Here is a 24,241-nt window from a genome sequence, read left to right as displayed (position 1 = left end):
CACCGCAAGTGGATCTATCCCCTCCGTCTTCTCACGCACTCCTTACTGGGCGCCTGACCTGCGGTCCCGTCCCGGCGGGTCAGGCGGGTTCCTCGGCGGGGTGTTTTTCGGCGGGGTGTTCCTCGGCGGGGTGTTCCTCGGTGGTGCGGGAGTCGGTGAGGCTCAGCGCACCGGCTCCCGCGACCAGTCCGACGACCACGGCGAGCAGGCCGTAGGTGATCCGTTCACCGTGGAAGAACGACGCGACCAGGTCGCCGCTCCAGGTCCCGGCCGGGAGCCGGGTGGTGACCAGCGCGGCGATCAGGGTGCCCACCACGGCGGTGCCGACGCTGGAACCGACCTCCTGGGCGGTGTCGTTGAGGGCCGCGGCGACGGAGGTGCGGTTGCTCGGCATCGCGTCGACGAGGGCGACCGCGCAGATCGTCATCACGGTGCGCAGTCCTATGGACATCAGCACCATGAAGACCGCGATCGCGGCGTATCCGTGGTCGACCCCCCAGGAGAGCCCTGCCAGCGAACCGGCCAGGCAGGCCGCCCCGACCAGGCAGGCGATGCGGTGGCCGAACCGGCGCGCGAGCCACTCGGACAGCGGGGTCGCGCCGATCATCGTCACGATGATCGGCAGGTTCGCCAGACCGGCCCGCACCGGGCTCCAGCCGTAGGCGTACTGGAAGTGCAGGATCAGTCCGAACATCACGCTGGCCATCGCGATGGCGGTCCCGATCTGGGCGAGGGCGGCGCCTCGGACGGTGCCGTCGGCGAAGATCCGCAGATCCAGCATCGGTGCCGCGCTGCGGCGCTCGTGGCGGACGAACGCGACCGCCGCCGCGACGGCGCCCACGATCGACCCGAGGGTGATCGCGGAGAGCCAGCCGTGCTCGACGCCGCTGGTCAGCGCGTAGCAGGCGAGCCCGATGGTGCTGACGCTCAGGGCGGCGCCGGGCAGGTCGAGCGCGTCGTCGGTCAGGTCCTCCGCCCGGTCGGCACGGACGCCGAGCCGGACCCCGAGGCAGGCGATCAGGGCGATCGGGGCGTTGACGACCAGCAGCCACTGCCAGCTCACGTGAGCCAGCGCGGTGCCGCCGAGCAGAGGTCCGAGGACGAAGCCGGACATGCCGACGACGATCATCACCGTCATCGCGCGCATCTGCAGGGCCTTGTCGTCGAACAGGCGGAAGACCAGTGAGTTCGTGATCGGCGCCATCGCCGCGGCGGCGATGCCGAGCGCGGCCCGCAGGGCGATCAGCTCACCCGCGCTGGTCACGAAGACGACGCACAGGCTCAGCGAACCGAATACGGCCAGTCCGACCAGCAGCACCCGGCGGCGGCCGAGCCGGTCGGCCACCGATCCGGCCGTGAGCAGCAGGCCGCCGAAGGTCAGCGAGTACGCGCCGGTCACCCACTGCAGCGCGGTCGTACCGCTGTTGAGGTCGCGGCCGATCGTGGGCAGCGCGATCGACAGGAGCGTGTTGTCGACCATCTCGACGAAGAAGGCCAGGCAGAGGGCTGCCAGCGGAATCCACGCCGCGCGCAGCGACGGGTAGGTGCGGGACGACGGGGGGTGAAGCGTGGCGGTGGTCATGGCGGTCCTCCTATCGTACGTCGTTCGACTATCGAACGCTGTACGATGAGCTACGGTAGAACATCGTTCGATACGGGGCAAGTCACGACGGGACGTGAGCCATGGCACGCCTGAACAACCGCTCCACCGAGGGACGCCGACGGGCCTCGCACTCGATGGAGGCCGTGCTCACCGAGGCGGTCGCGCTGCTCGACGAGGCCGGGGCGCCCGCCCTGACGTTCCGGGCACTCGCGCAGCGTCTCGGCGGCGGCGTCGCCAGCATCTACTGGTACGTCGCGAGCAAGGACGAGCTGCTCGACCGCGCCACCGACCACGTGATGGGCGCGGTGCTGGCCGACGTCGAAGGACTCCCGGTCAGCGACGACCCGATCGACGACCTCCGCGGAATGGCGCTGACGCTGTTCGACGCGATCGTGGACCGGCCCTGGTTGGGCTCCTACTTCATGCGCAACACCAACGTCCAGAGCAACGCCCTGCGCCTGTACGAGCGGCTCGGGCAGCAGACCCTCCGCCTCGACCTCACCGCGCGCCAGCGGTTCCACGCCGTCTCCGCGATCGTGGGGGTGGTCGTCGGGTCCGCCGTCGACCTGGGGCAGGAGCCGCCCCAGGAGATCCTCGACGGGGCCGTCGGCCGCGACGAGTACCTCGGCCGCTACGCCCAGGCCTGGCGGGAGCTCAGCCCCGAGGACTTCCCCTTCGTCAGCGGGATCGCCGACGAGTTCGACGGCCACGACGACGTCGACCAGTTCCGCTCCGCCCTGGAACTGACCCTGACAGGCCTCCGCCTGCAGGCCGCTGGAGCCTGAGCGGCCCGGCCCGTCAGCGGTGCCCTCGCCGGCTCGCCATGCTCCCGATGTCGCTGGACCCGCCGTGAGCCAGCGGCGTACTCCTTCTGTATGGCAGATCCGATTACATTTCGTCCTACAGGTGAGGATGCCGCCAACCTGGCTCTCCTCACAGCCGACGGTTCAAGCACGACACACGCCATCCGACACGCTCTTGAGCTCGCTGCCCGTGAGAAGCGGCAGGCAGATCTCCGGGCGGACGCGGCTCGATTGATGAGCGACCCCGAGTACCTCGCCGAGGTGGAGACCGTGCGCGCGGAAATGGACGAGCTCAGTGCGGGGTGACGTCTACCGGCTCAAGGCTCCCCGTGAGGCCCAGGGGCACGAGCGGCGTGGCCAGCGCTACGCCGTCGTATTGCAGGCAAGCGCCTACGAGCACCTCTCGACCTGGATCGTGGCACCTACGACAACCAAGTCCTTCGATTCCTTGATCCACCCGACCGTTGACCTACTCGGCCAGGAAGCCAGAGTCCTCGTCGAGCAGGCGACAGCCGTTGATCCGCAGCGTCTCGGAGACTTCGCAGGCCGCCTCACCACCGGTGAGCTGATGAAGGTCAACGAAGCGCTGCGGGCCGTGCTCGACCTGGAATAGCTGTACTGGCTTGCCGGTCGCTGGTCAGAGCTGGAGCAGGATCTTGCCGATGTGGGTGCCGGGGATTCCATGAGGCGGTGGGCGTCGGCGACGGCTTCGACGGGGAGGACGCGGTCGATGAGGGGCCAGACGTGTTCGCGGACGGCGGCGATGATGGCGGCTTTCTCGTCGAGGGGGCGGGCGCGGAGGCCGGTAGAGCCGACGGGACCCGCTTGGCCATGAGTTTGCCGAGGTTGAGTTCGGCTTGGGCGCCGCCCTGCATGCCGATGATGACCAGGCGGCCGTTGACGGCGAGGGCGTCGAGGTACTTGGCGCCGACGGCCTTGCCGGACTGGATCGCCATGGTCCCGATGCCGCTGGAGCCGCCGTGCACCAGCAGCGTCTCACTGGGCCGCAGGAACGCCACCTGGAAGACATTGGACCTTGGGAAGGTACCCCCACGCAGATGGACGCCTCGCCCGGATCGCCCTTGACGCTCTGCACGCGAGGGCGCAGACTAGCTGTATGACAACTGTAATACAGCGGTGGTGCTGCTCATGAGCGCTGCATCGACTGCGAGAAGGGCAGCGAAGGCCACTGCGAAGAAGCCTCTCAAAGGACATCCCGAGGCTTCGGAGCCGAGCCGTCTCGCTCAGGTGAGGCTGCGCGCGGACGAGGTGGAGGTCCTGCAGCAGACGATGCGGGTACTCCACCTCGATTCCACCTCAGATGCCCTCCGCGAGGGCTTGCGGCTACTCGCCCGCGAGGCGGCGGAGACCGCTGCCTCCGAGCAGCTTCACGCCTACTACGGCGGACAGTCCGCGCCGCTTCCGGACGCGGCGTCCGATCCCACCGAGGCCGAGCTCCAGGCAGCGGACGAGTCCCAGTGGTAGGTCCCGCCACCGCCATGCGCGGTGAGGTGTGGGTGTGCGCGCTCCCCCAGCCGATCGGGCCTCACCCGGTCGTCGTCCTTACGGTGAACCGCATCGCCGCACCGCTCTCCACAGTGACCGTCGCTGTCATCACCGGCACAAGTGGCCCAGCCGTCACCCACATTCCGGTCGGCCCGGAGTCGGGCCTGACAAAGCACAACGAGTCCTACGTGAACTGCACGGACATCCACACTGTTGCCAAGCCCCGCCTGCGGCGCAGACTCGGCCTGCTCTCCCCGCACGAACTCCGCCATGTTGAGGAATCCCTCCGCCTGACACTCGGACTCGACCGCTGACGGCGCGGTCGGTCCGCGTAGCGACCCAGGTTCACGCCTGGAGCAGGATCTTGCCGATGTGGGTGCTGGATTCCATGAGGCGGTGGGCGTCGGCGGCGGCTTCGATGGGGAGGACGCGGTCGATGACGGGCTTGACGGTGCCGTTGTCGATGAGGGGCCAGACGTGTTCGCGGACGGCGGCGATGATGGCGGCCTTCTCGTCGAGGGGGCGGGCGCGCAGGCCGGTGGCGGCGATGGCGGCGCGTTTGGCCATGAGTTTGCCGAGGTTGAGTTCGGCTTGGGCGCCGCCCTGCATGCCGATGATGACCAGGCGGCCGTTGACGGCGAGGGCGTCGAGGTTGCGGTCGAGGTACTTGGCGCCGATGACGTCGAGGATGACGTCGGCGCCGTGTCCGGCGGTGGTCTCGCGCAGTTCCTCGACGAAGTCCTGTTCGCGGTAGTTGATCAGGATGTCGGCGCCGAGGGCGCGGCAGGCCTGTAGCTTCTCGACGCTGCCGGCGGTGACCGCGACCTTGGCGCCGACGGCCTTGCCGAGCTGGATCGCCATGGTCCCGATGCCGCTGGAGCCGCCGTGCACCAGCAGCGTCTCACCGGGCCGCAGGAAAGCGACCTGGAACACATGGGACCTTGGGACAGTACCCCCAGCAAAGAACCGGACCCGACAATCCTACCTAAGGTAGGATCTGGAGTATGAGTGGTAGCAAGAAGTACTCTGTCAGCCTGCCCGAGGACATCGCCGAGGCCGTGCGGGCCCAGGTCGGGCCGGGCGGATTCTCTGCCTATGTCGCCCAGGCGATCGAGCAGCGCATTGCCATGGACAAGCTGCGCGAGGTCGTCGAGGACTTCGCTGTCGACAACGACCCCCTGACTCGCGAAGAGGTCGAGGCAGCGCGTTCGATACTGCGTCAGGACCACCGTCGCACTGGGGACGCGGCAGCCTGATGCCGGGCACACTCGTGCTGGACAGCGAAGGGCTGTCCAAGCTCTACCTCAAGGACCGCGCCGTCCTCGCCATGGTCCAAGCCGCCGCTGAGGAGGGCATCAGGGTGGTCACCTCCGCAATGACCACCTTGGAGGCCGACTACGAACGCATTCACCCTGCTCGTATCGCCTGGGTGTTGTCCCGCATCGACATTCACGACGTCACCAAGGAGCTCACCGCCCAAGCTGCGGTCCTGCTTCGCACCCACCGGCGGCACGGCCACAAGTACGCCATCGATGCCGTCCTGGCCGCGATCGCCCGGAGTGCCCCGGGGCCAGTGACCGTGGTGACGTCGGATCCCGAGGACATCGCCGAGTTCTGCGGGCCCCTCGTGGGGATCGCCACCGTGTAGTTCGGTCAACCGCACCCGACCAGCCCACCTCAGACCGTCAGCAGGATCTTGCCGATGTGGGTGCTGGATTCCATGAGGCGGTGGGCGTCGGCGGCGGCTTCGATGGGGAGGACGCGGTCGATGACGGGCTTGACGGTGCCGTTGTCGATGAGGGGCCAGACGTGTTCGCGGACGGCGGCGATGATGGCGGCCTTTTCGTCGAGGGGGCGGGCGCGGAGGCCGGTGGCGGCGATGGCGGCGCGTTTGGCCATGAGTTTGCCGAGGTTGAGTTCGGCTTGGGCGCCGCCCTGCATGCCGATGATGACCAGGCGGCCGTTGACGGCGAGGGCGTCGAGGTTGCGGTCGAGGTACTTGGCGCCGATGACGTCGAGGATGACGTCGGCGCCGTGTCCGGCGGTGGTCTCGCGCAGTTCCTCGACGAAGTCCTGTTCGCGGTAGTTGATCAGGATGTCGGCGCCGAGGGCGCGGCAGGCCTGGAGCTTCTCGACGCTGCCGGCGGTGACCGCGACCTTGGCGCCGACGGCCTTGCCGAGCTGGATCGCCATGGTCCCGATGCCGCTGGAGCCGCCGTGCACCAGCAGCGTCTCACCGGGCCGCAGGAAAGCGACCTGGAACACATTGGACCAGACGGTCGCGGTGACCTCGGGCAGGGCGGCGGCGTCGATGAGGCTGATCCCCTTGGGGACGGGCAGCAACTGTCCGGCCGGGACGGCGACCTTCTCGGCGTACCCGCCGCCGGAGAGCAGCGCGCAGACCTCGTCGCCGACCGCCCAGCCGCCGACGCCGGTGCCGAGGGCGACGATGCGGCCGGAGCACTCCAGGCCGGGGTACCCGGAGGCGCCGGGCGGCGGGTTGTAGAAGCCCTGACGTTGCAGCACGTCGGCTCGGTTCACGGCGGAGGCGGCGACCTCCACCAGGACTTCGCCCTCGGCGGGTACCGGGTCGGGGACATCGGCCAGGGTGAGCACGTCCGGGCCGCCGAATTCGGGGAGGGTGATAGCTCGCATACTTCGACGCTACCCGCAGACCGCGGCTGAACGGTGCACTCAGGATGGTGATCTCGAACGCGCCGAAGGATCGCCGGAGACTATGCGGTTGCTGGCTTGACCATTGCGTGCATGTCCTCAAGCAGGGCCATCCCGCGGAGTCTGACGATTGCCGATGACTGCTTCAGCAGGTTGAGTCACCAGCCGGTACTTCCAACACGCACCAGACGGTCTTACCGGTAGCGGAGCACGTGAAGCCGAAGCCAGTGGCCGTAAGGCCGACAAGAACCAGCCCCCGTCCGTGCTCGTTCTCGGCAGTTGGCAGACAGAGTCGTGGTGCGGTGGGGCGCCAGAGGCGCGGTGCCGACCTCGGCGAGCTGGCGGCAGCGCCGGGTCAGCCAGGGGAGATCCAGATCGAGATACTCGGGGTTGTGGCTCCGGGCGCCTGACCGGGACTGGTGCTCCGCAGATAGTCCAGTGTGTGGCGGAAGGACAGCCAGGTGGCAGCCTCCTCTCCAGTCTGCTCCCGGGTCCAGAAGACGGGCGCCCCGCCGAGCGCGGACTGTCGATCGAGGATGTAGCGGGCGGATGCCTGGGAGCCGATCAGCATCAGCGAACTGGGAGTCAGGTCCTCTTGGCGCAGTGCCTCGGCGAGAGGGTCGAGGTTGGCGTTGTCGACCAGTGGCAGGACGCTGTGCAGTCTGTGGCCGTCGCTGAGTAACGCGTCGTCGAACCCCGACGCTACCCGCTGACCGGGTGTCGGTTCGCCCCACTCGGCCGACCGTGGCGTGCCGCCGCCCAGGAATGGTGAGCGCTGCTCTTACAAAGCAGATGCCGGCGGTTCAAACGGAACGGGCCGTGGACCGACTGCTGTTAGGGCTGCTGGAGGCCGCCGTGCGTCACGGCACGCACGAAGGCGGCGAACTCGCTGGTGCTGAAGACCAGCGCCGGGCCGTCGGGATCCTTGCTGTCCCGCACGGCCACGGCGGCGCTGAGCGCTGCCACCTCGACGCACTGGCCATCGGCGCTGCTGTGCGAACTCTTCTCCCAGACGGCCTTTGAGAGATCGACCTTGCTCATTGTGCTTCCTCTTCTCGCTGAATGTCCTTGAGCAACTCGGCGATCAGGGAAGCCGAGTCGTCGGGACTGAGGGCGACGGCACGGAGGGTGTCGAAGATCAGTCCGTACCGGTTCACGTCGGCCCCGGACTCAAGGAACATGTCACCCGCCATGCTGTCGATATAGACGATCTCCGGATCGTCGGCGTCGGGAAAGCTGATGAGCGCGAAGGAACCGGGCATACCAGGATGGGAGCCTGCGCCGAACGGGATGACCTGGAGGGTCAGATATGGCTCGGCCATGGCGCTGAGCAGGTGATTCATCTGGTCGCGCATGACTGTCGGGCCGCCGCTCATACGGCGCAGGGCGGATTCATCGATGATCGCCCAGAGTTGCAGCGGTGCGTCCTTGGCCAGTACCGTCTTCCGTTCCATCCGGGCTTGGACGCGCTGTTCGACTTGCCTGGCGTTGGCAGACGGGAGCCCTCCCCGGATCACTGCCCGTGCGTAGTCTTCGGTCTGCAACAAGCCGGGGATGAACAGCGACTCGTAGTTGCGGACAGCCTGCGCCTCGGCTTCGAAACTGATGTAAGCGGTGTACAGCTCGCGGAGTTCGGCGTGATAGGGACGGAGCCACACCTGCTCGTCGGCCCCCTGGGACAGGGCGATGATCTCGTCGCGCTGGGGCTGGGCGACCTCGTAGATGTCCAGCAGGCTGGCGAGAGTCCGTTGTTGGGGGCGGACTCGCGCGGTCTCGATGCGGTAGAGCGTCGCCGCGTTGATGCCCGTGCGCTCGGTGACGTCTTCCCTGGTCAGATCAGCGGAAGCGCGCAGGCGGCGTAGTTCGGCCGCCAAGCGGCGGAGACGCACCGTAGGCGTGTGGCGCTTCGTCGGCACGGTTCATCTCCTCCGTCCACATGGGCAGTTGGGAGGAGTCTGGCCGATCGCCCCGCCCGGCTACAACTCGATTCGCATATGCAATCTATGCATCTGCAAGGCTTGCATATGTTGTGTAGGCAAGGGCATGCTAGGCATCAACATGGCACGCACGGTGACCGATCGCTGGCGTAGAGCGAACACGCCCACCTTTCGGGTGGGAGGCGGTCGATCTCTGGTGGGGCCATCCACGGTGAGGCGCCGTCGAGGCGCGTGCAGGGAGGAGGCTCGATCATGAAGCCGCTGATCTATGGCTACATGCGCGTGACCGACGAGTTGGATGATGCTCAACTTCTGCGCATCGAACAGCTGTTAGTTCGGCACGCCGAGGCCGAGGGCTACCACCTCGGGATGATCTTTCACAACTACGCCCCCGGATGCCTCAACACGTTTGCCGAGTTGGTCGACACCCTGCGGCGTTCCGAGGCAGGGCATGTGATCGTGCCGTCCCTGGACCACTTCGCTCGCCATCCGGCGTTGCAGCGGGCGTTGGTCGGGACGCTGGCGAGCCAGGCCGACGCGGAGGTCATCGAGGTCGGCGAGGTGGGGTGGGACGGGAAAGCCGATGCCTGCCTGGGTGGGCGGGGGCAGGCATCGGGGTGGGGCGGAGGGGTCAGTTGCCGGAGACGACGGTGGTGGCGTCGTTGTTGGAGATGGTGACCGGCTGGTCGTTCTGGAGCTCGCTGAAGAGGGTCTTGGACTGGGACTGGTCCCACAGGACGGCGTCGCCGGCGTTGGCGGTCGCGTAGTTGGCGTTGGAGATCGGCACGGTCAGCGAGTGGCCGCCGCCGCCGGAGACGCTCTTCATCGCCCAGAACATCTGCGCCAGGTCGTAGGGGTTCATGTTCTTGTCCACGCCCAGCGTGTCGATGCCCGCGCTGAGCACCGGGTAGAGCTTGAACGGGTTGAGGACGGTGGTCGGCGTGGCCGCCTGGTGCGCGACCGCGGAGAGGAACTTCTGCTGGTCCGCCATCCGGCTCAGGTCCTGCTGCGGGGCCTGGTGGCGCTCGCGGACGAACTCCAGCGACTGGGCGCCGTTGAAGGTCTGGCAGCCCGCCTTGAAGTTCGCCCCGGAGGCCTGGTCCACCAGCGGCTGGGACAGGCACATCTTGACCCCGCCGAGCGCGTTGACCAGGTTGACGAAGCCGCCGAAGCCGATCTCCGCGTAGTGGTCGATGTGGATGCCGGTGTTGTACTCGATGGTCTGCGCCAGCAGCGCGCCGCCGCCCCAGGAGAACGCCGCGTTCAGCTTGTTCTGCGAGGCCGGGTACTTCGTGCCGGAGGTGCCGGTGAAGGCCGGGATGGTCACGTAGCTGTCGCGCGGCAGGCTGAGCAGGGTGTCGCCGTTGGACCCGATGTGCAGGATCATCATCGAGTCGCTGTTGCCGAACTGGCCCTCGTCGTCGCTGCCCGTGTGCAGCTCCTGCTGTTGCTGCTTGGTGAGGTTGCCGCGGTTGTCGGAACCGGCGATCAGGTAGTTGGTGCCCTTGCCGACCGGCGGCTGGTCCGGCAGCGCGCTCAGGTTCACTGTGCGGTTCAGCTTGTTGTCGGCCCAGACGTAGGTGCCGATCGAGGTCGCGATCAGCAGCGTGACCAGGGTCAGCACGCCCCAGGTGATCCGGCGGCGCCAGTTCGGCCGACGGCCGCTCTTCGGCCCGGAGCCGGAGCCGGAGCCGCCGCCGGAGCGCCCGGCCCGGTAGGTGGTGCCGCCGCCGCTGTACGAGGCGGCGGCGCCGCCGGAGGCCGGGGACGCCCCGCGCGGCGACAGGCCCGGCGGCAGCGGTGGCTCCGCCTGCGCGTAGCCCGGCTGCCCCGGCTGCCCGGGCTGCCGCTGCCCGGGCCGTGGCTGTGCGGGGGGCGGCGGTCCGTAGCCGCCGGCGCGCTGCTGTACGTGCGGCGTCGGGCGCGCGCCGCGACTCGGCTCGCTCCCGTCGGTGCTGCCCTCAGGCCATCCGTTCATGCTGGAATTCTGCCTGTTCGAGCTGGGCTCATGCGCTCTGGTGCCGGTTCCGTAGCAGTTCTGTTGAAATCGCCGGACAGGAACCGGACAGGAGCCGGACGAGAACGGGTCGGGAGGAACGGGTCGGGAGGGCGCTGCCGGGCCGGGCCGGTCAGGCCGCCCCGGTGACCCGGCGGACGGCGATCACCCGGTCGCCGAGCCGTAGCGCGGCGACCCTCGGGTCGGTGTACGGCAGCCGCTCGCCGTCCCGGACCACCGCGATCACCAGGTCACCGCAGTCCTGCGGGGCCCCGCCGACCTCGGCGCCGGTGACCTCGCGGTCGACCATGTCGAGACCGCTGCCGACGGTCAGCAGGTCCTCCAGCACCGCCCCGGCGTTCGGGCTGAAGGTGGACATGCCGAGCAGCCGCCCGGCCGAGCCGGAGCTGGTGACCACCACGGTCGCCCCGCTCTGCCGCAGCAGCGGCGCGTTCTCGTCCTCGCGGACGGCGACCACGATGGTGGCCGTCGGGTTCAGCTGCCGGGCGGTGAGCGTGATCAGCACGGCGGTGTCGTCGCGCTGGGCGCCGATGATGATCTGCGCGGCGTGTCCGGCCTCGGCCCGGCGCAGCACCTCCGACCGGGTGGCGTCGCCGAGGACCGCCACCAGACCGTGCTCGTTGGCCGACTGGACCGCGCGGTGCTGCGGGTCGACCACCACGATCCGGCCTCTGGGGACGCCCTTGAGCAGCAGCGTCTCCACCGCGTGGCGGCCCTTGGTGCCGTAGCCGACGACCACGGTGTGTCCGCTGCGTCCCTGGTGTTCCGGGTCGGTCAAGGCGGCCCTCCACTTCTTGATCCGCCAGAGCTGGCGGCTGCGGGTGGTCAGCACCTCCAGCGTGGTGCCGACCAGGATGATCAGGAAGACCACGCGCAGCGGCGTCACCAGCAGCACGTTGATCAGCCGCGCGCCGTCGCTGACCGGGGTGATGTCGCCGTAGCCGGTGGTCGACAGGGTGACCGTGGCGTAGTAGACCGCGCCGAGGAAGTTCAGCCGGTCGTGCGCGTTGTCGTGGTAGCCGTCCCGGCCGAGGTACACCAGGGCCACGGTCGCGGCCAGCACCAGCAGCGCCAGCATGAGCCGCCGCCGGACCTGCCGCAGCGGCGGGCGGCTGCTGCCGGGCAGCAGGATCTGCCGCAGCTCGGCGTCCTGGGTGTCGTACGCCCGCTGGTCGGCGGTGCGGTGGTCGGCGCGGTAGTGCTCGCCTGGTGCGTCGGGCCGCTGGTCGTCCGCCTGCTGGTGGTCGCTGGGCCGGTGGTGGCGCCACCGGACCGCTGCCGCCGGTCGCCTCATCCGGTGGGGACCTCCAGCAGCTCGACCCTGGCCCCGGCGGGCAGGCCGCCCGGCGGCACCACGGCCAGTCCCTCGGCCAGGGCCAGCCCGCGCAGCATCGCCGGGCCGTCGTACGCCAGCGGTACCGCTCCCTGCTCGGACAGCACCACCGGCAGCAGCCGGGTGTCCGTCCGGTGGCCGGGCAGCGGGGCGGCGGCCCGGACCAGGTACGGGCGCGGCTGCGGCCACCCGGCGAGCGTCCGCAGCAGCGGCTCGGCGAGGGTGACCGCGCCCGCGACGGCGGCCAGCGGGTTGCCGGGCAGGCCGATCAGCCAGCGGCGGCGCGGCGCGGCGGCGCTGTCGGCACGGGTGTCGGCATTGTCCGCGGGGGAGGCGGCGTCGGTGTCCTGGGCGGGGAGCCACGCCAGCAGCATCGGGTGCCCGGGGCGGACCAGGACGCCGTCCACCAGCAGTCGTGCTCCGGCCTCGGCCAGGGCGGTGTGCAGGAAGTCGACCGGTCCGGCGGCGGTGCCGCCGGTGGTCACCACCACGTCGGCGGGGCTGCGCAGCAGCGCGTCCCGGAGCAGCCCCAGGTCGTCGCCCACCCGGCGGACGGCGATGATCCGCGCGCCGTACCCGCGCAGCCAGGACGGCAGCAGCGGGCCGAGCGCGTCCCGGATCCGGCCGTCCCGGGGGAGCCCGGAGTCCAGCAGTTCGTCGCCGAGGACCAGCAGCTCGACCGTCGGCCGCCGGTGCACCGGCAGCTCGTCGCAGCCCGCCGCGGCGGCGAGGCCGAGCACGGCGGGGGTGACCGCGGTGCCGGGCGGCAGCAGCGGCTCGCCGCTGTGGCACTCCTGGCCGCGCGGCCGGATGTCCCGGCCCAGGTCCAGCGGCACCGCGCCGCGGTCGTGCAGCAGCTCGCCGCCGCTGTTCCCCGGGCGGACGCCGCCGTCCTCGCGGCGCAGCACCGCGGTCGCCCCGGGCGGCAGCTGCGCGCCGGTGGCGATGCGGACGGCGGTGCCGTCGTGCAGCAGCGGCGCGCCGCCCTGCCCGGCCAGCAGCTCGCCGGTCAGCTGCCAGGGGCCCGGTCCGGACACGGCCCAGCCGTCCATCGCCGAGGTGTCGAAGGCGGGCAGGTCGGTGCGGGCTTCGAGCGGGGCGGCGAGGACGCCGCCGAGCGCCTCGGCGAGCGGCAGCCGTACGCCGGGCAGCGGTGCGCCCGCGGCCCGCTGGGCCCGGCGGCGGGCCTGCGGCCAGGTCAGCGCCGAGGGCTCGGGCGGGACCGGTCCCGGCCGCGGTCCGGCGTCGGGGCCGGTTCCGGCGTCCGGGGGCGGCGCGGCCTGGTCGTAGGGGCGGTCCCCGGGACGGTCGCGCGGACTCCCGGTGGCTCCCGGGCCGGGGGCGGCCGGGTCCGGCGCGGCGGCCGCCGGGCGCAGCAGGAACGGGTACGCGCTCAGCAGGTCGCTCTCGGACGCGGAGCCGACGCTCATGCTTCCGGGCCCTCCTCGGCCCAGCGGTTGGCCAGCGCCGCGGCCTTGCGGTTCGCCTCGGCGACGGCCGCTACGCCGCCGCCCGCCTGGGCGGCGGCGTAACCGACCAGGAAGGCCGTCAGCGGCGCGGCCGGCCGGGCCACCCCGTGGGCGACGTCGCGGGTCATGTCGAGCAGGCCGTGGACGTCGACCTCCAGGTCGATCCCCAGCTCGGACTTCGTGGCGGCGATCCAGTCTTCCAGCATCCACCCATCGTCGCCGATGGAGGCGCCCAGCGGTGGTACGGGGGCGTTGCGGCTCGGATTCCACCCGTTCACCGCGCCCCGGGAGGGGTGTGAGAGAGCTGCCGGGCGGGAGGTGTGCGGTCAGCCGCCGGACGCGGACCGGTCGGCCCGGGCGCGGGCGTGGTCCAGGGCGTCCCAGGTGTCGCAGTCGGTGGCGGCGCCCTCCCGGTCCGGCAGTTGACGGGTCGGCAGCCCGCCGACCAGCCGCCGCAGCGGCAGTCCGGACGGCTCGGGCAGCTGGTCCAGCGCGGCGCGCAGGGCGTCGGTGCGGTAGGCGGCGGCGAGCGGCTGCTCGCGTCCGTCCGCGTCGACCAGGACGGCGGCGGCGACCTCCGGCGTCACCGCCGCGCACAGCCGGGCGGCCGTCGCCGCGTCGAAGAACGGCAGGTCGGCGGCGAGCAGCAGCACCGTCGCGGCGCCGATCTGCGGCAGCGCGGCGGCGATCGCGGCCACCGGGCCGCCGCCGGGCGGCTGTTCGCGCACCCAGCGGACCGGCCGCACGGTCGCCCGCTCCGGGCCGACCACCACCGTCCGCCCGGCCCGGGCGCACCCGGTCAGCACCCGGTCCAGCATCGGCAGCCCGCCGACCGGCAGGCCCGGCTTGTCCGCCCCGCCCAGCCGCCGCGCCGAGCCCCCGGCCAGCACCACCGCGTCGTACGCCTCCGCTGTCGTCATGGGGCCAGTATCCCCAGCGGGTGGTGCGCGGGGGGTGCGCTACAGCGGGTGCTCGGCCAGGATCGCGCCGACCTCCGCCTCGTACGCCGGGGCCGGGCCGAGGAACAGCTCCAGGTACTTGGCCCAGGCGTGGTAGCGGTGCAGCGGGTAGTCCAGGTCCGCGCCGATGCCGCCGTGCAGGTGCTGCGCGGTGGAGGCGACGGTGCGCACGCCCTCGGCGGACCAGACCTTCGCGGTGGCCAGGTCGGCCGCCAGCGGCAGGTGGCCGGGCAGCTCGGGCTGGTCGAGGCCGATCCGCCAGGCCGCCTGCCACAGGGTGACCTCCATCGCCCGCAGGTCGATGTACCGGTCGGCCGCCTGCATCGCCACGGCCTGGAAGGTCGCCACCGGGTGGCCGAACTGCTCGCGGCCGCCGGTGTACTCGGCGGTGATCCGCAGGATCTGCTCGCCCAGACCCAGGCACAGCGCGGCGGTGCCGACGATCAGCAGTCCGCGCAGGTAGGCCCAGTTGGCGCCGTCCGGCGCGGGTGCGCCCAGCTGCGCCGAGGGGTCGACCCGGACGCCGTCGAGCAGCATCTCGGCCATCAGCTCCCCGCGCGCGGAGACCTGGCGGCGCAGTTCGACCCCGGGCGTGTGCGGGTCCACCAGCAGCAGCAGCGTCCCGGCGGCGGACCGGGCGGGCACCAGCACCCGGTCCATCACCTGGGCGTACGGCACGGCGGTCTGCGTGCCGGTGAGCGTCCAGCCGGTGCCGCCGCCGGTGTCGGTGTCGGTGTCGCCCGCGGCGGCCGGGTCGGCGGCTGGTTCGGCGGCTGGTTCGGCGCGGACGCCGAGGTCGGCGGGTTCGTGGCCGGTGCGGCCGTGTGGCGCGACGCCGAGCAGCAACCGTCCGGCGACCACCTCCGGCAGCAGCCGTCGGCGCTGCTCCTCGCTGCCGTAGCGCTGCACCGCCAGCGCGGCGGCCCCGGTCTCCAGCAGCGGCACCCGGGCCAGTACCCGGGCGGACTCGCGCAGCACCAGGCACCAGGCGACCGGGTCGAGGCCGGAGCCGCCGTAGCGCTCGCCGAGGGCGATCCCGGGCAGATCCGACTTGGTCAGCCGCTGCCACAGCTCGCGGTCGATGTCGTCGGCGATCGGGTCGCCGCCGACGGCCGGGCTGGGGACGCCGCCGCCCGGAGCGACGTCGGCGAAGGCCGCACGGGCGGCCTCGGCTGCGGCCTGCTGCTCCTCGCTGAGGGTGAAGTCCACAGCTGCCCCTTCCACGAGCTGAGATGACGGACCGTCAGATTAGAACAGGTTCTAGTGAATGGGAAGGGAGGCCCTGTCCCGGCCGGGCCCGAGGGGTTCCGCTGTCACCGGGAGGACCGGGTCAGTACCGTTCTCGGGACCCACCGGACGCAGCGGACCCGGGGGCGCGGCGAAACGGGGACACATGGCGGAGCACGACAGCGGGACCACCGATCCGGCGCCGATACCCGCGCCCCCGGAGCCGGAGCCGGAGCCGGAGCCGGAGCCGGGCGCGGAAGCGGAGCCGGGCGTGGACCCGGAGCCGGGCTCTGTGGCGGGTGGGCGGCGGTGGTCGCCGGTGTCGCGGGTGGTGCTCGGGCTCGCGGCCGTCGTCCTCGGCTGCGCCACCGCCTGGCACCTCGCCGCCGTCTTCCTCACCGTCGCGCCCGCCAACACCCTCTCGCAGCGGTACCAGAGCCAGATCGACGCCTACGTCTACCCCGAGTTCGAGCAGAACTGGGAGCTGTTCGCGCCCAACCCGCTACAGTTCGACATCGCCGTGGAGGTCCGGGTCCGCACGCTCCGCCCGGACGGCGACAGCCTGCAGTCCGGCTGGATCAACCTGACCGCCCAGGACCTCGCCCGGATCCGCGACAACCCCGCGCCCAGCCACGCCGACCAGAACCTGCTGCGCCGCGCCTGGGACTACTACACCTCCTGGCACGACCAGTCCGACGGCACCTCGCTCGGCTACGGCGGTCCGCTCTCGCAGGAGTACCTGACCAGGATCGCGTTGCAGCGGATCGGCCGCGACTGGAACGGGAACCCGGTCACCGACCTGCAGTTCCGCTCGGCGTCCAGCCCGGTCACCGGACCGGCCTGGACCGGCGCCCCGAGGACCGCCACGACCAGCTACCACCAGCTGTCCTGGTGGCCGGTGAACGCGGACGACTACCAGGGGCTGGGCCGGTGAGCGCGGTCGGCGGGGTGCGTTCGCCGCTCCGCTCGGTGCTCCGTCCGCTCGGCGTGGCGGACGCCTGGTCGGCCGTCACCGGGCGGGCGCTCGCGCCGTACCAGGCCGCCGTGCTGCGGATCGGCGTCGCCCTGTGCTTCGGCTCCTTCCTGCTCCGCGAGTGGCCCAACCGCCGGATGCTGTACGGCGACCGGGCCGCCTGGAGCCTCGACCTGGCCCGGCAGATGCTGGCCCGGAACCACGCCTTCTCGGTCCTGGTCTGGTCCGGTGACCGCTGGTGGTTCGAGACCGTCTACACCGCCGCCATCGTGGTCAGCGGACTGCTGCTGCTGGGCTGGCGGACCCGGACCATGTCCGTGCTGTTCCTGGTGTGCGTGCTGTCGGTGCAGAACCGCAGCGTGCTGGTCGGCGACGGCGGCGACAACGTCGTCCACCTGATGGCCGTCTACCTGGCCTTCACCCGCTGCGGCCGGGTCTGGTCGCTGGACGCGCGCCGCCGCCGACGGCACCCGGAGCGGGCGGACGGCGGTCGTACCGGCGTCCGGCTGTGGGCGGCGACCGGGCTGCTGCTCGGCTGGGCGCAGTTCAGCGGGATCGCCAAGCTGGGGATGCTCGCCCCCGGGATGTACAGCTGGAGCACGGTGTTCTGGGGCTTCTGGCTGCTGGGCGGCCTCTGGTGGTGGCTCGGCCGCCGCGATCCGGACAGCGAGCCGCGCGCCCTGCTGGACGCCCTCGGGGACCTGCTGCACAACTGCGCGATGCTGGTGATCGCGGTGGAGGTCTGCCTGATCTACGCGACCGCCGGCTGGTTCAAGGTCACCGGCTCGCTGTGGCAGCACGGCAGCGCGGTGTACTTCCCGCTGCACGTCGCCTACTTCGACCCCTGGCCGGGGCTGTCGCAGGCGCTGGGCGCCCACCCGGTGCCGGTCTTCCTGATCACCTACGGCACGGTGGCGGTGCAGGTGGGCTTCCCGTTCCTGGTCTTCAACCGGCGGATCAAGAACGTGCTGCTGGTGCTGATGATGATCGAGCACCTGGCGATAGCGGTGACCCTGGGACTGCCGTTCTTCTCGCTGGCCATGGTCTCCGCCGACGCGGTCTTCCTGCCGACCGGCTTCCTGCTGCGGCTGGGCGCGCTGGCGGTGCGCGCGGCCGAACGGGTCCACCGCGTGCCGGACCCGCTCCCGACCACCGGCTGACGCGCACCGGCTGACGGGCACTGGCTGAGGCGCACCGGCAGACGCCCACCGGCTGACGGCCCGGCGCTGGTCAACGGCGCGTCAAGAACGCCGGGGCCCGCGTCAGGGGCCCGTCAGCGGCGCTGCCGCCGGTGCGGCGCGCCCGGCACAGTGGGTGCGGGGCCGGGTTGCGGCCCCGGGGTGGGTACGTGCCCGCCGGTGCCGCCCGGTTCGTGGGGAGCGGGGCGCACCGGCGGCCGTCGCCGGAAACCCGGCCCGCCCGGCTGCCCTCGGGGCCGTCCTCGGGGCATCAGCCGTTCTCGGGGCATCAGCCGTTCTCTGGGTATCAGCCGTTCTCGGGGCCCGGGTTCGAGCGCGGGGCGCCGAACTGGTCCGGGTCCAGGTCGAGTACCGGTGCCAGCGCGTGAACCGCCGCCAGGCAGCAGCCGACCAGCGCCGCCCCGCTGCTCCAGCCGTCCCGGCGCCAGACCACCAGCAGCCCGCCCTCGACCCGCCAGTCGCAGGGTTCGGGCGCGGCCAGCAGCGTCCTGGCCAGGCCCGGGGTGATCAGCGTCCGGGCGAGCCGCTCGTCCGGCGACGAGGCCCGGTAGCCGGAGTCGAACTCGGGCACACCGGTGTCCCGGCGCGGGTCCACGGGGGCGTACCTGACCCGGGCGGAGGTGAACACCGGCTCGTGCTGGACCTCGATCGGCGGCAGGGCCCGGCCCAGCCGGAGGACCGCGACCTGGTACCACTGCGGGGTCCCGTTCTCCCGGCAGGTGTAGCTGAACACCTCGCCGGGCAGCCCGGCGAACGCGCCCGCGACCTGGTCCAGGGTCCGCCGGTCCCGGCCGTAGTGGAACGGCGGCAGCGAGGACAGCTCCGGCAGCGGCCGGGCCCGCGGGATCGGCCGGAACCGGAAGTCGCCGCGCAGGTCCCGGGCGGTCTCCCGGCAGCGCCGCCGCGCTCTGCGCGGGCCCCGCAGCGGTACCAGGGTGAACACGGCGGCCAGGCAGAGGACGAGCAGGACTGGGATGGCATCGCTCATGGCGGACTCCCTCGGACCGGCCCGCGCCGGAGTGGACGGGGCGGCTCCGGCAGCCTAAGCCCGCCGCCAAAACCCTTTCAATACCCGTGGGTTGGTGTACGGAGCGGCTTGACGCCGCATTGACGGCCGGTCCGGCCGGGCAATTCCCGGAACGGTTCGCGGCAGGTCGGGGGCCTCGTCAAGACGACGTCAGCGCCGGCCCGGCAATGGTCAATGAGACGTCAGGAAAGCGGTGCCGGGGTGCGGCGCGGGGATAGCTTCCAGTGGTGGCCCGGCCTTCGGACTGGCTCGGGCCCGTAGGAGAGGACCGAACGGCCGTGCCCGAGGACCATACCCACCACCGGCTCTGCGTTCCCGTACGGGAAGGCGCCTGCGGCTCCGTGCTGCGGATGTTCCGCGACCGCGACGGCTCCCGCTGCGCCGTCGCCTTCAGCTCCGAGGAGCGCCTGCGCGCGGTCCTCGGCGAGGAGCAGCACTGGCTCCCGCTCGCCGAGCCCGCGCTCCGCGCCCTGGCCGCGCCGCTGGGCGTCGCCACCCTGATCCTGGACCCCAACCTGATCGCCCCGACCGTCCGGAACACCCCGGCCGCGACCCCGGCCCCGGCCCTACCCGCGGCTCCGCTGCCGGTCGCCGCCCCGGTGCTCGCGGCCGCCGCCGCCACGGTCGCGGTCGGGGCCGCCGACCTGCTGCTGCAACTGCTGTCGTGACCGGCCGGGACGGCGACCGCTGAGCCCGCGCCGCCCGTCCGCACCGCCCGTCCGCACCGCTGTAGCGCCGCTGTCGCACCACAACGAGTCCCTCAGCAGTCCCCAGAATCCAGCAAATCTCTGCAGAACCTGCGAAACCCGCGAGAGAGGGAGACCGCCGTGCTCACCAAGCGCGCTGTCGCCACCACCGCCCCTGCCACCACCCCGGCCCCCGTGCTGGCTCCCGCCCCGCCACGGGCGGGGCAGCCCGTGCCCGCGGGCTCGCCCTGGCCCGCCGGGGCGCTCCGCACCGCCGACGACATCACCGTCGGCGGCGTCGGCCTCACCGAACTGGCCGTCCAGTACGCCACCCCGCTGTACGTCCTGGACGAGGGCGAGGTCAGGGACCGCTGCCGGGCCTACCGCCGGGCCCTGCCGGGCACGGACGTGGTGTACGCGGCGAAGGCCTTCCTCTGCGGGGCGATGGCCGAGTGGGTCGAACAGGAGGGGCTGGGCCTGGACGTCTGCTCTGGCGGTGAGCTGGAACATGCGGTGACCTGCGGTTTCCCGCCGGAACGGATCGTCGTGCACGGCAACGCCAAGAGCCCGGAGGAACTGGCCGCCGCCGTTCGGCTCGGCGTCGGCCGGATCGTGGTGGACTCCTTCGCCGAGATCGCCCGGCTGGCGGCGCTGGCCGCGCCGGAGCGCCCGCAGGCCGTGCTGGTCAGGGTCGTCCCCGGGGTCTCCGCCGGACACCACGCGGCGGTGCGGACCGGTGTCGAGGAGCAGAAGTTCGGCTTCTCGGCGGCCACCGGCGACGCCGAGGACGCGGTGGCCCGGGTGCTGGGCCAGCCCCGGCTGCGGCTGGCCGGGCTGCACTGCCACCTCGGCTCGCAGATCGCCGAGACCGCCCCGTACCTGGCCGCCGTGGACCGGCTGGTGCCGCTGCTGGCGGCGATCCGCGACCGGCACGGCGTCGAGCTGCCCGAGCTGGACCTCGGCGGCGGCCACGCCGTCCCGTACCGCTTCGGCGAGCCGGGCCTGGACCTGCCGGAGTTCGCGACCCGGGTGACCGCGCGGCTCGCGGAGCAGTGCGCCCGGCACGGACTGCGGGTGCCCCGGCTGGCGGTGGAGCCGGGGCGGGCGATCGTCGGCCCGGCCGGGGTCGCCGTGTACCGGGTGCTCGCGGTCAAGCACACCATGAGCGGCCGGACCTTCGTCGCGGTGGACGGCGGGATGAGCGACAACCCCCGCCCGGCGCTGTACGACGCCCGCTACACCGCCGCGCTGATCGGCCGCGCCGCCGAGGGGCCGCTGACCGACGCGGTCGTGGTCGGACGGCACTGCGAGGCGGGCGACGTCCTGGTGCCGCAGGCGGCCCTGCCCGCCGACGTCCGGCCGGGCGACCTGATCGCGGTACCGGTCGCCGGGGCGTACCACCTGTCGATGGCGTCCGGCTACAACCTGCTCGGCCGCCCGCCGCTGGTCGCGGTGGTGGACGGCGCCGCGCGGCTGCTGCTGCGCCGGGAGACGCTGGACGACTTCCGCCGCCGCGACGTCGGCCGCTGACCCGCCCGCTGCCGGGAACTGCTCAGCTGCCACTGCTCAGCTGCCACTGCTCAGATATCGCTGCTCAGATGCCGCTGAGCAGGGTGCGGGCGAGGGACGTCGCGAAGGCGTCCAGCGTGGCCGGGGGTTCGGGCTCCCCGGCCTCGCCCGCGAAGTGGCGCAGGAAGGCGCGTTGGAAGCAGGCCCCGAGCAGCAGCGCGGCGGCGGCCTCCGGGTCGCTGTCCGCTCGGATCCGGCCCTCGGCGCGCAGCGTCTCCAGGTAGCAGGCCAGCGAGAGCAGCGGCTGGCGCGGTCCCGCGCCGAGCGGGGCCAGGCCCTCGCGGTGCCGTTGCAGCAGCGCGGGCTCGGCGAACAGCGAGGCCGCGATCGGCATGTTGGCCTCGTAGAACAGCGTCGCCCGGCGCGCGATCTCGCCCAGCGCCTGCTCCGGTGTGCGGTCGTCCGGGCGCTGGGTGAGTTCGGCCAGCAGCGGCAGCAGCGAGGGCATCCGCTCCCGCAGCAGGACCACGAAGATCTCCTCCTTGCTGCGGAAGTACTTGTACAGGGCCGCCTCGGAGCATTCGGCCGCCCGGGCGATCTGCTTGGTGGTGGCCCGGGCCAGTCCGATGGTGCGCATCAGCTGCTCGGCCGAGTCGAGGATCCGGTCACGGGTGGAGGGCTGCGTCACGGCGGCTCCGATCGCTGGGGGACGAGGCTTGACGAAGGGGTGAGTGAATGCTCACTCTAGTAGGTGAGTGAACACTCACCCCCCCTTGGGAGCAGTCATGGATCTCACCGTTTTCGGCGCCACCGGCGGCATCGGCGGCCGGCTCGTCCGGCAGGCCCTGGCCGCGGGCCACACCGTCACCGCCGTCGTCCGCGACGCCTCCCGCTTCGATCCGGGCGCGGACGCGGACCGGGCGGGGCTGCGGGTGGTCGTCGTACCCGACCTGGCCGCCCCGGGGGTACTGCCCCCGGTGGTCGCCGGACGCGACGCCGTGCTCTCGGCGCTGGGCCCGACCGGGCGCAAGCAGGTCGGCATCGCCACGGCCGGTACGGGCGCGATCCTGGACGCCATGGCCGCGACCGGGGTCGGCCGGATCGTGGTGGTCAGCGCGGCGCCGGTGGGCCCGGTCTCGCCCGACGACGGCCTGCTCCAGCGCGCGGTGGCCTACCCGCTGCTGCGGGCGATCCTCAAGGACGTCTACGCGGACCTGGCCCGGATGGAGCAGCTGCTGCACGCCGGCGGCACCGCCTGGACCGCGCTGCGCCCGCCCAGGCTCACCGACGGGCCGCTCACCGGCCACTACCGCACCGCCGTCGGCGGCCCGGTGGCCAACGGCCGGACGATCTCCCGGGCCGACGCCGCGCACGCCATGCTGGCCGCGCTGGACGCCCCGGAGACCTACAAGCAGCCGCTGGGAATCGCCTACTGACGAGGCGTCAGGCCACTGGTGGGGCGTGCGGGCGGCATTGTCCCGGACCGCACCCCTCTTTTGAGGGACACCCGGGCAAACCTCTGTCTCCTTCCGGTCCGGCACCGCACACTTGCCTTCATGCGCATCGAAATGGCGGGGGAGGCGCAGCGCCCGGACCGGGTCAGTGAGGACTTCGCGGTCGCCACGCCGGAGGCCCTGGTACTCCTCGACGGTTCAAGCTCACCCGCGGCGATGGAGTCCGGCTGCGAACACGGCACGGCCTGGTACGTGCGCCGCCTCGGCGGGCATCTGCTGGCCCGGCTGGTCGACCGGCCGGACCGGACGATGGCCCAGTGCCTCAGCGACGCCATCGCCGAGACCGCGTCGCTGCACGGGGCCCGCTGCGACCTGGCCCACCCGAACACACCGGCCGCGATGGTGGTGGCGGTGCGGCGGCGCGGGGCGGCCCTGCAGCACCTGGTCCTCGGCGACTCACTGCTGGTGCTGGACCGCTTCGGCAGCATCGCCGTGATCGGCGACAACCAGCCCTTCCCGGCGGGCGAGCTGCTGCGCCGGGAGGTCCACGCGACGACCCCGGGCAGTCCCGAGCGGACGACCCTGCACATGCGCTACGCCCTCGCGGTGCGCGCCGCCCGGAACACCGAGCACGGCCCGTGGATCGCGGCGGCCCTGCCGAAGGCCGCCGAACACGCGGAGACCGGCAGCGTCCCGCTGTCCGAGCTGCGGGCGATCGCGCTGCTCAGCGACGGGGCGTCGCGGTACGTGGAGCGGTTCGACCTGGGTGGCTGGCCGGAGGCGATGAAGCTGCTGGACGAGCGCGGACCGGCGGAACTGCTGCGCCGGGTCCGCGAGGTGGAGGCCACCGACGTGGCCTGCGCCCGCTGGCCGCGGGGCAAGGCCCGCGACGACGCCACGGTGCTCTACGCGCGGCTGTAGCGGCGACTGGGGCGTCGGGTGACCGGTGTGCACCACGGCAACCAACGCCCCAGCCGGACGGCGGACTACTTCGTCAGCTCGAAGTACACCGGCGCGGCGGTGCTGCCGACGTTGGCGGTGTCGCCCTTGTAAGAGGTGACCAGGCGGACCACCATGCCCTCCGGCCAGCGGTGGGCGGTGTTGAAGTACATCCCGGCCGCGCTGGACGAGTCGAGCGGTTCGGCCTGCGCGTTGTCCATGAGCTGCCACTGGCCCTGGTAGTAGCCGTAGGCGGTGACGTAGATGTCCTCACCCGGCTTGTTCGGGGTGACCTTGACGCCCATCTGCGCGCCGCTGGAGCCGTGGTAGAGCTCGACCGTGTGGCCGCCCCAGCTGATGTGCGAGTAGGCGTTGACCAGCCCCTCCTGGGTCACCGAGGCGACACGCACCGCGGCGCCCTGGGTGTTCACCGCGTTGTCCTTGGCGTCGCCGCCGAAGGAGGCCCACCAGGTGCGGCTCTGCGACGCCCAGTACTTGAAGCTGAAGTTGCCCGCGCTGTTGACCGTGCCGGTGGCGGCGACGAAGGTCGCGTGGTTCTGCCAGTTCTCGGCGTGGACGGTGACGGTGCGGTTGGTGGCGGTGGGGCCGAGGTGCACGGTGCCCTCGATCCACTGCCCGTATCCCAGCCAGGTGGAGTTGAAGCTGAGGGACAGCGCCGGGGTCTTCTTCACGACGGTGGCCGCCGAGTGCGTCGTGGCGGGCGCGGCAGCCATGGCGGGCGCGGCGGCCATACCGATGACGCCGGCGGCAGCGGCCAGGACGGTGCCGAAAGTGTTGCGGAGTTTCACGTAAAGCCCCCTGATGTGCGTGCCGGAGCACGGACGCGGAGCGGATCGGGAAGCCCTCTGCTTCCGCGCTCACGCGCCAACGGTCAGGACAGTACGACACCGCACTGACACGTCACAT

General features: G+C 72.1%; 25 protein-coding genes and 3 pseudogenes. 13 read left to right on the top strand and 15 right to left on the bottom strand.

Annotation, left to right across the window (positions count from 1 at the left end; all coding sequences use genetic code 11):
* Window positions 1-79: 79 nt before the first annotated feature.
* Entirely contained in the window at window positions 80-1,582 is a 1,503-nt protein-coding gene (locus tag GXP74_RS39085; RefSeq protein ID WP_182455911.1) for an MFS transporter, read from the bottom strand.
* Window positions 1,583-1,737: 155 nt separating this feature from the next.
* Between GXP74_RS39085 and GXP74_RS39080 the strand changes: the two genes are divergently transcribed.
* On the top strand, window positions 1,738-2,388 hold the full coding sequence (locus GXP74_RS39080; protein WP_182456947.1) for a TetR/AcrR family transcriptional regulator: 651 nt from the start codon (window positions 1,738-1,740) through the stop codon (window positions 2,386-2,388).
* Window positions 2,389-2,701: 313 nt separating this feature from the next.
* The gene (locus GXP74_RS39075) at window positions 2,702-3,019 is read left to right on the top strand and encodes a type II toxin-antitoxin system PemK/MazF family toxin (protein WP_182455910.1); all 318 of its coding nucleotides are present in this window, start codon (window positions 2,702-2,704) and stop codon (window positions 3,017-3,019) included.
* A gap of 24 nt (window positions 3,020-3,043) precedes the next feature.
* Here GXP74_RS39075 and GXP74_RS41345 read toward each other — a convergent pair.
* Window positions 3,044-3,440 (bottom strand): annotated as a pseudogene (locus GXP74_RS41345) (zinc-binding dehydrogenase); the annotation flags it as partial.
* A 214-nt stretch (window positions 3,441-3,654) separates the two neighbouring features.
* On the opposite strand from GXP74_RS41345, the gene GXP74_RS39070 reads away from it, so the two are divergent.
* Both GXP74_RS39070 and GXP74_RS39065 read left to right on the top strand, forming a co-directional pair.
* Complete coding sequence (locus GXP74_RS39070; RefSeq protein ID WP_225448500.1) at window positions 3,655-3,891, top strand: hypothetical protein; 237 nt, start codon at window positions 3,655-3,657, stop codon at window positions 3,889-3,891.
* 14 nt (window positions 3,892-3,905) lie between these two features.
* Entirely contained in the window at window positions 3,906-4,226 is a 321-nt protein-coding gene (locus tag GXP74_RS39065) for a type II toxin-antitoxin system PemK/MazF family toxin (protein WP_225448499.1), read from the top strand.
* Between the two features lie 31 nt (window positions 4,227-4,257).
* Here GXP74_RS39065 and GXP74_RS39060 read toward each other — a convergent pair.
* Window positions 4,258-4,851: pseudogene (locus tag GXP74_RS39060) on the bottom strand (zinc-binding dehydrogenase); the annotation flags it as partial.
* 65 nt (window positions 4,852-4,916) lie between these two features.
* On the opposite strand from GXP74_RS39060, the gene GXP74_RS39055 reads away from it, so the two are divergent.
* Window positions 4,917-5,168, top strand: a complete 252-nt coding sequence (locus GXP74_RS39055; RefSeq protein ID WP_182455908.1) for a hypothetical protein — start codon at window positions 4,917-4,919, stop codon at window positions 5,166-5,168.
* Window positions 5,168-5,560 carry a type II toxin-antitoxin system VapC family toxin gene (locus tag GXP74_RS39050; RefSeq protein ID WP_182455907.1) on the top strand — a complete coding sequence of 131 codons (393 nt, stop codon included), beginning with the start codon at window positions 5,168-5,170 and terminating at the stop codon, window positions 5,558-5,560. Before GXP74_RS39055 ends, GXP74_RS39050 begins: the two co-directional genes overlap by 1 nt.
* Window positions 5,561-5,589: 29 nt before the next feature.
* Here the strand turns inward: GXP74_RS39050 and GXP74_RS39045 are convergent, their stop codons facing one another.
* The 3 genes from GXP74_RS39045 to GXP74_RS39035 form a co-directional block, all read right to left on the bottom strand.
* Window positions 5,590-6,567 carry an NAD(P)H-quinone oxidoreductase gene (locus GXP74_RS39045; protein WP_182455906.1) on the bottom strand — a complete coding sequence of 326 codons (978 nt, stop codon included), beginning with the start codon at window positions 6,565-6,567 and terminating at the stop codon, window positions 5,590-5,592.
* A gap of 852 nt (window positions 6,568-7,419) precedes the next feature.
* Window positions 7,420-7,626, bottom strand: a complete 207-nt coding sequence (locus GXP74_RS39040; protein ID WP_182455905.1) for a DUF397 domain-containing protein — start codon at window positions 7,624-7,626, stop codon at window positions 7,420-7,422.
* Window positions 7,623-8,501 carry a helix-turn-helix transcriptional regulator gene (locus GXP74_RS39035; protein ID WP_182455904.1) on the bottom strand — a complete coding sequence of 293 codons (879 nt, stop codon included), beginning with the start codon at window positions 8,499-8,501 and terminating at the stop codon, window positions 7,623-7,625. The genes GXP74_RS39040 and GXP74_RS39035 overlap by 4 nt, the downstream gene beginning before the upstream one ends.
* A 273-nt stretch (window positions 8,502-8,774) precedes the next feature.
* Between GXP74_RS39035 and GXP74_RS39030 the strand changes: the two genes are divergently transcribed.
* Window positions 8,775-9,200, top strand: a complete 426-nt coding sequence (locus GXP74_RS39030; protein ID WP_182455903.1) for a recombinase family protein — start codon at window positions 8,775-8,777, stop codon at window positions 9,198-9,200.
* Here GXP74_RS39030 and GXP74_RS39025 read toward each other — a convergent pair.
* The 6 genes and pseudogenes from GXP74_RS39025 to GXP74_RS39000 form a co-directional block, all read right to left on the bottom strand.
* Complete coding sequence (locus GXP74_RS39025; protein WP_182455902.1) at window positions 9,154-10,500, bottom strand: LCP family protein; 1,347 nt, start codon at window positions 10,498-10,500, stop codon at window positions 9,154-9,156. The two genes, GXP74_RS39030 and GXP74_RS39025, sit on opposite strands and share 47 nt — an antisense overlap.
* 151 nt (window positions 10,501-10,651) lie before the next feature.
* Window positions 10,652-11,833, bottom strand: a complete 1,182-nt coding sequence (locus tag GXP74_RS39020; RefSeq protein WP_182455901.1) for a TrkA family potassium uptake protein — start codon at window positions 11,831-11,833, stop codon at window positions 10,652-10,654.
* Window positions 11,830-13,302 (bottom strand): molybdopterin molybdotransferase MoeA, encoded by a 1,473-nt coding sequence (locus GXP74_RS39015; protein WP_182455900.1) that lies wholly within the window; start codon window positions 13,300-13,302, stop codon window positions 11,830-11,832. The genes GXP74_RS39020 and GXP74_RS39015 overlap by 4 nt, the downstream gene beginning before the upstream one ends.
* Window positions 13,299-13,544, bottom strand: a pseudogene (locus GXP74_RS42405) (DUF6457 domain-containing protein); the annotation flags it as partial. The gene GXP74_RS39015 and the pseudogene GXP74_RS42405, both read right to left, overlap by 4 nt.
* A 123-nt stretch (window positions 13,545-13,667) precedes the next feature.
* Entirely contained in the window at window positions 13,668-14,261 is a 594-nt protein-coding gene (locus GXP74_RS42400) for a molybdenum cofactor guanylyltransferase (protein ID WP_182455899.1), read from the bottom strand.
* Between the two features lie 39 nt (window positions 14,262-14,300).
* Entirely contained in the window at window positions 14,301-15,509 is a 1,209-nt protein-coding gene (locus GXP74_RS39000; protein ID WP_182455898.1) for an acyl-CoA dehydrogenase family protein, read from the bottom strand.
* Between the two features lie 184 nt (window positions 15,510-15,693).
* Here GXP74_RS39000 and GXP74_RS38995 point away from each other — a divergent pair, with 184 nt between their 5' ends.
* Window positions 15,694-16,461 (top strand): DUF5819 family protein, encoded by a 768-nt coding sequence (locus GXP74_RS38995; protein ID WP_182455897.1) that lies wholly within the window; start codon window positions 15,694-15,696, stop codon window positions 16,459-16,461.
* Window positions 16,458-17,660, top strand: a complete 1,203-nt coding sequence (locus GXP74_RS38990; RefSeq protein WP_182455896.1) for an HTTM domain-containing protein — start codon at window positions 16,458-16,460, stop codon at window positions 17,658-17,660. The genes GXP74_RS38995 and GXP74_RS38990 overlap by 4 nt, the downstream gene beginning before the upstream one ends.
* Before the next feature lie 325 nt (window positions 17,661-17,985).
* Here GXP74_RS38990 and GXP74_RS38985 read toward each other — a convergent pair whose 3' ends face one another.
* Window positions 17,986-18,687, bottom strand: coding sequence for a hypothetical protein (locus GXP74_RS38985; protein ID WP_182455895.1), 702 nt, complete (start codon window positions 18,685-18,687; stop codon window positions 17,986-17,988).
* A gap of 317 nt (window positions 18,688-19,004) precedes the next feature.
* On the opposite strand from GXP74_RS38985, the gene GXP74_RS38980 reads away from it, so the two are divergent.
* A complete protein-coding gene (locus GXP74_RS38980) occupies window positions 19,005-19,394 on the top strand; it encodes an SAV_915 family protein (RefSeq protein WP_182455894.1) in 390 nt (129 codons plus the stop codon).
* A 159-nt stretch (window positions 19,395-19,553) separates the two neighbouring features.
* Window positions 19,554-20,942 (top strand): diaminopimelate decarboxylase, encoded by a 1,389-nt coding sequence (lysA, locus tag GXP74_RS38975; protein ID WP_370468516.1) that lies wholly within the window; start codon window positions 19,554-19,556, stop codon window positions 20,940-20,942.
* A 64-nt stretch (window positions 20,943-21,006) separates the two neighbouring features.
* Here the strand turns inward: lysA and GXP74_RS38970 are convergent, their stop codons facing one another.
* Window positions 21,007-21,609, bottom strand: a complete 603-nt coding sequence (locus GXP74_RS38970; RefSeq protein ID WP_182455893.1) for a TetR/AcrR family transcriptional regulator — start codon at window positions 21,607-21,609, stop codon at window positions 21,007-21,009.
* 97 nt (window positions 21,610-21,706) lie between these two features.
* Between GXP74_RS38970 and GXP74_RS38965 the strand changes: the two genes are divergently transcribed.
* A complete protein-coding gene (locus GXP74_RS38965; protein WP_182455892.1) occupies window positions 21,707-22,357 on the top strand; it encodes an NAD(P)-dependent oxidoreductase in 651 nt (216 codons plus the stop codon).
* Between the two features lie 120 nt (window positions 22,358-22,477).
* Window positions 22,478-23,296, top strand: a complete 819-nt coding sequence (locus tag GXP74_RS38960) for a protein phosphatase 2C domain-containing protein (RefSeq protein WP_182455891.1) — start codon at window positions 22,478-22,480, stop codon at window positions 23,294-23,296.
* A gap of 65 nt (window positions 23,297-23,361) precedes the next feature.
* Here the strand turns inward: GXP74_RS38960 and GXP74_RS38955 are convergent, their stop codons facing one another.
* Entirely contained in the window at window positions 23,362-24,123 is a 762-nt protein-coding gene (locus GXP74_RS38955; protein WP_182455890.1) for a hypothetical protein, read from the bottom strand.
* Window positions 24,124-24,241 lie beyond the last annotated feature (118 nt).

This window comes from Streptacidiphilus sp. P02-A3a (genome assembly GCF_014084105.1).
GTDB lineage: Bacteria > Actinomycetota > Actinomycetes > Streptomycetales > Streptomycetaceae > Streptacidiphilus.
This window is presented reverse-complemented; position numbering and strand designations above follow the sequence as displayed.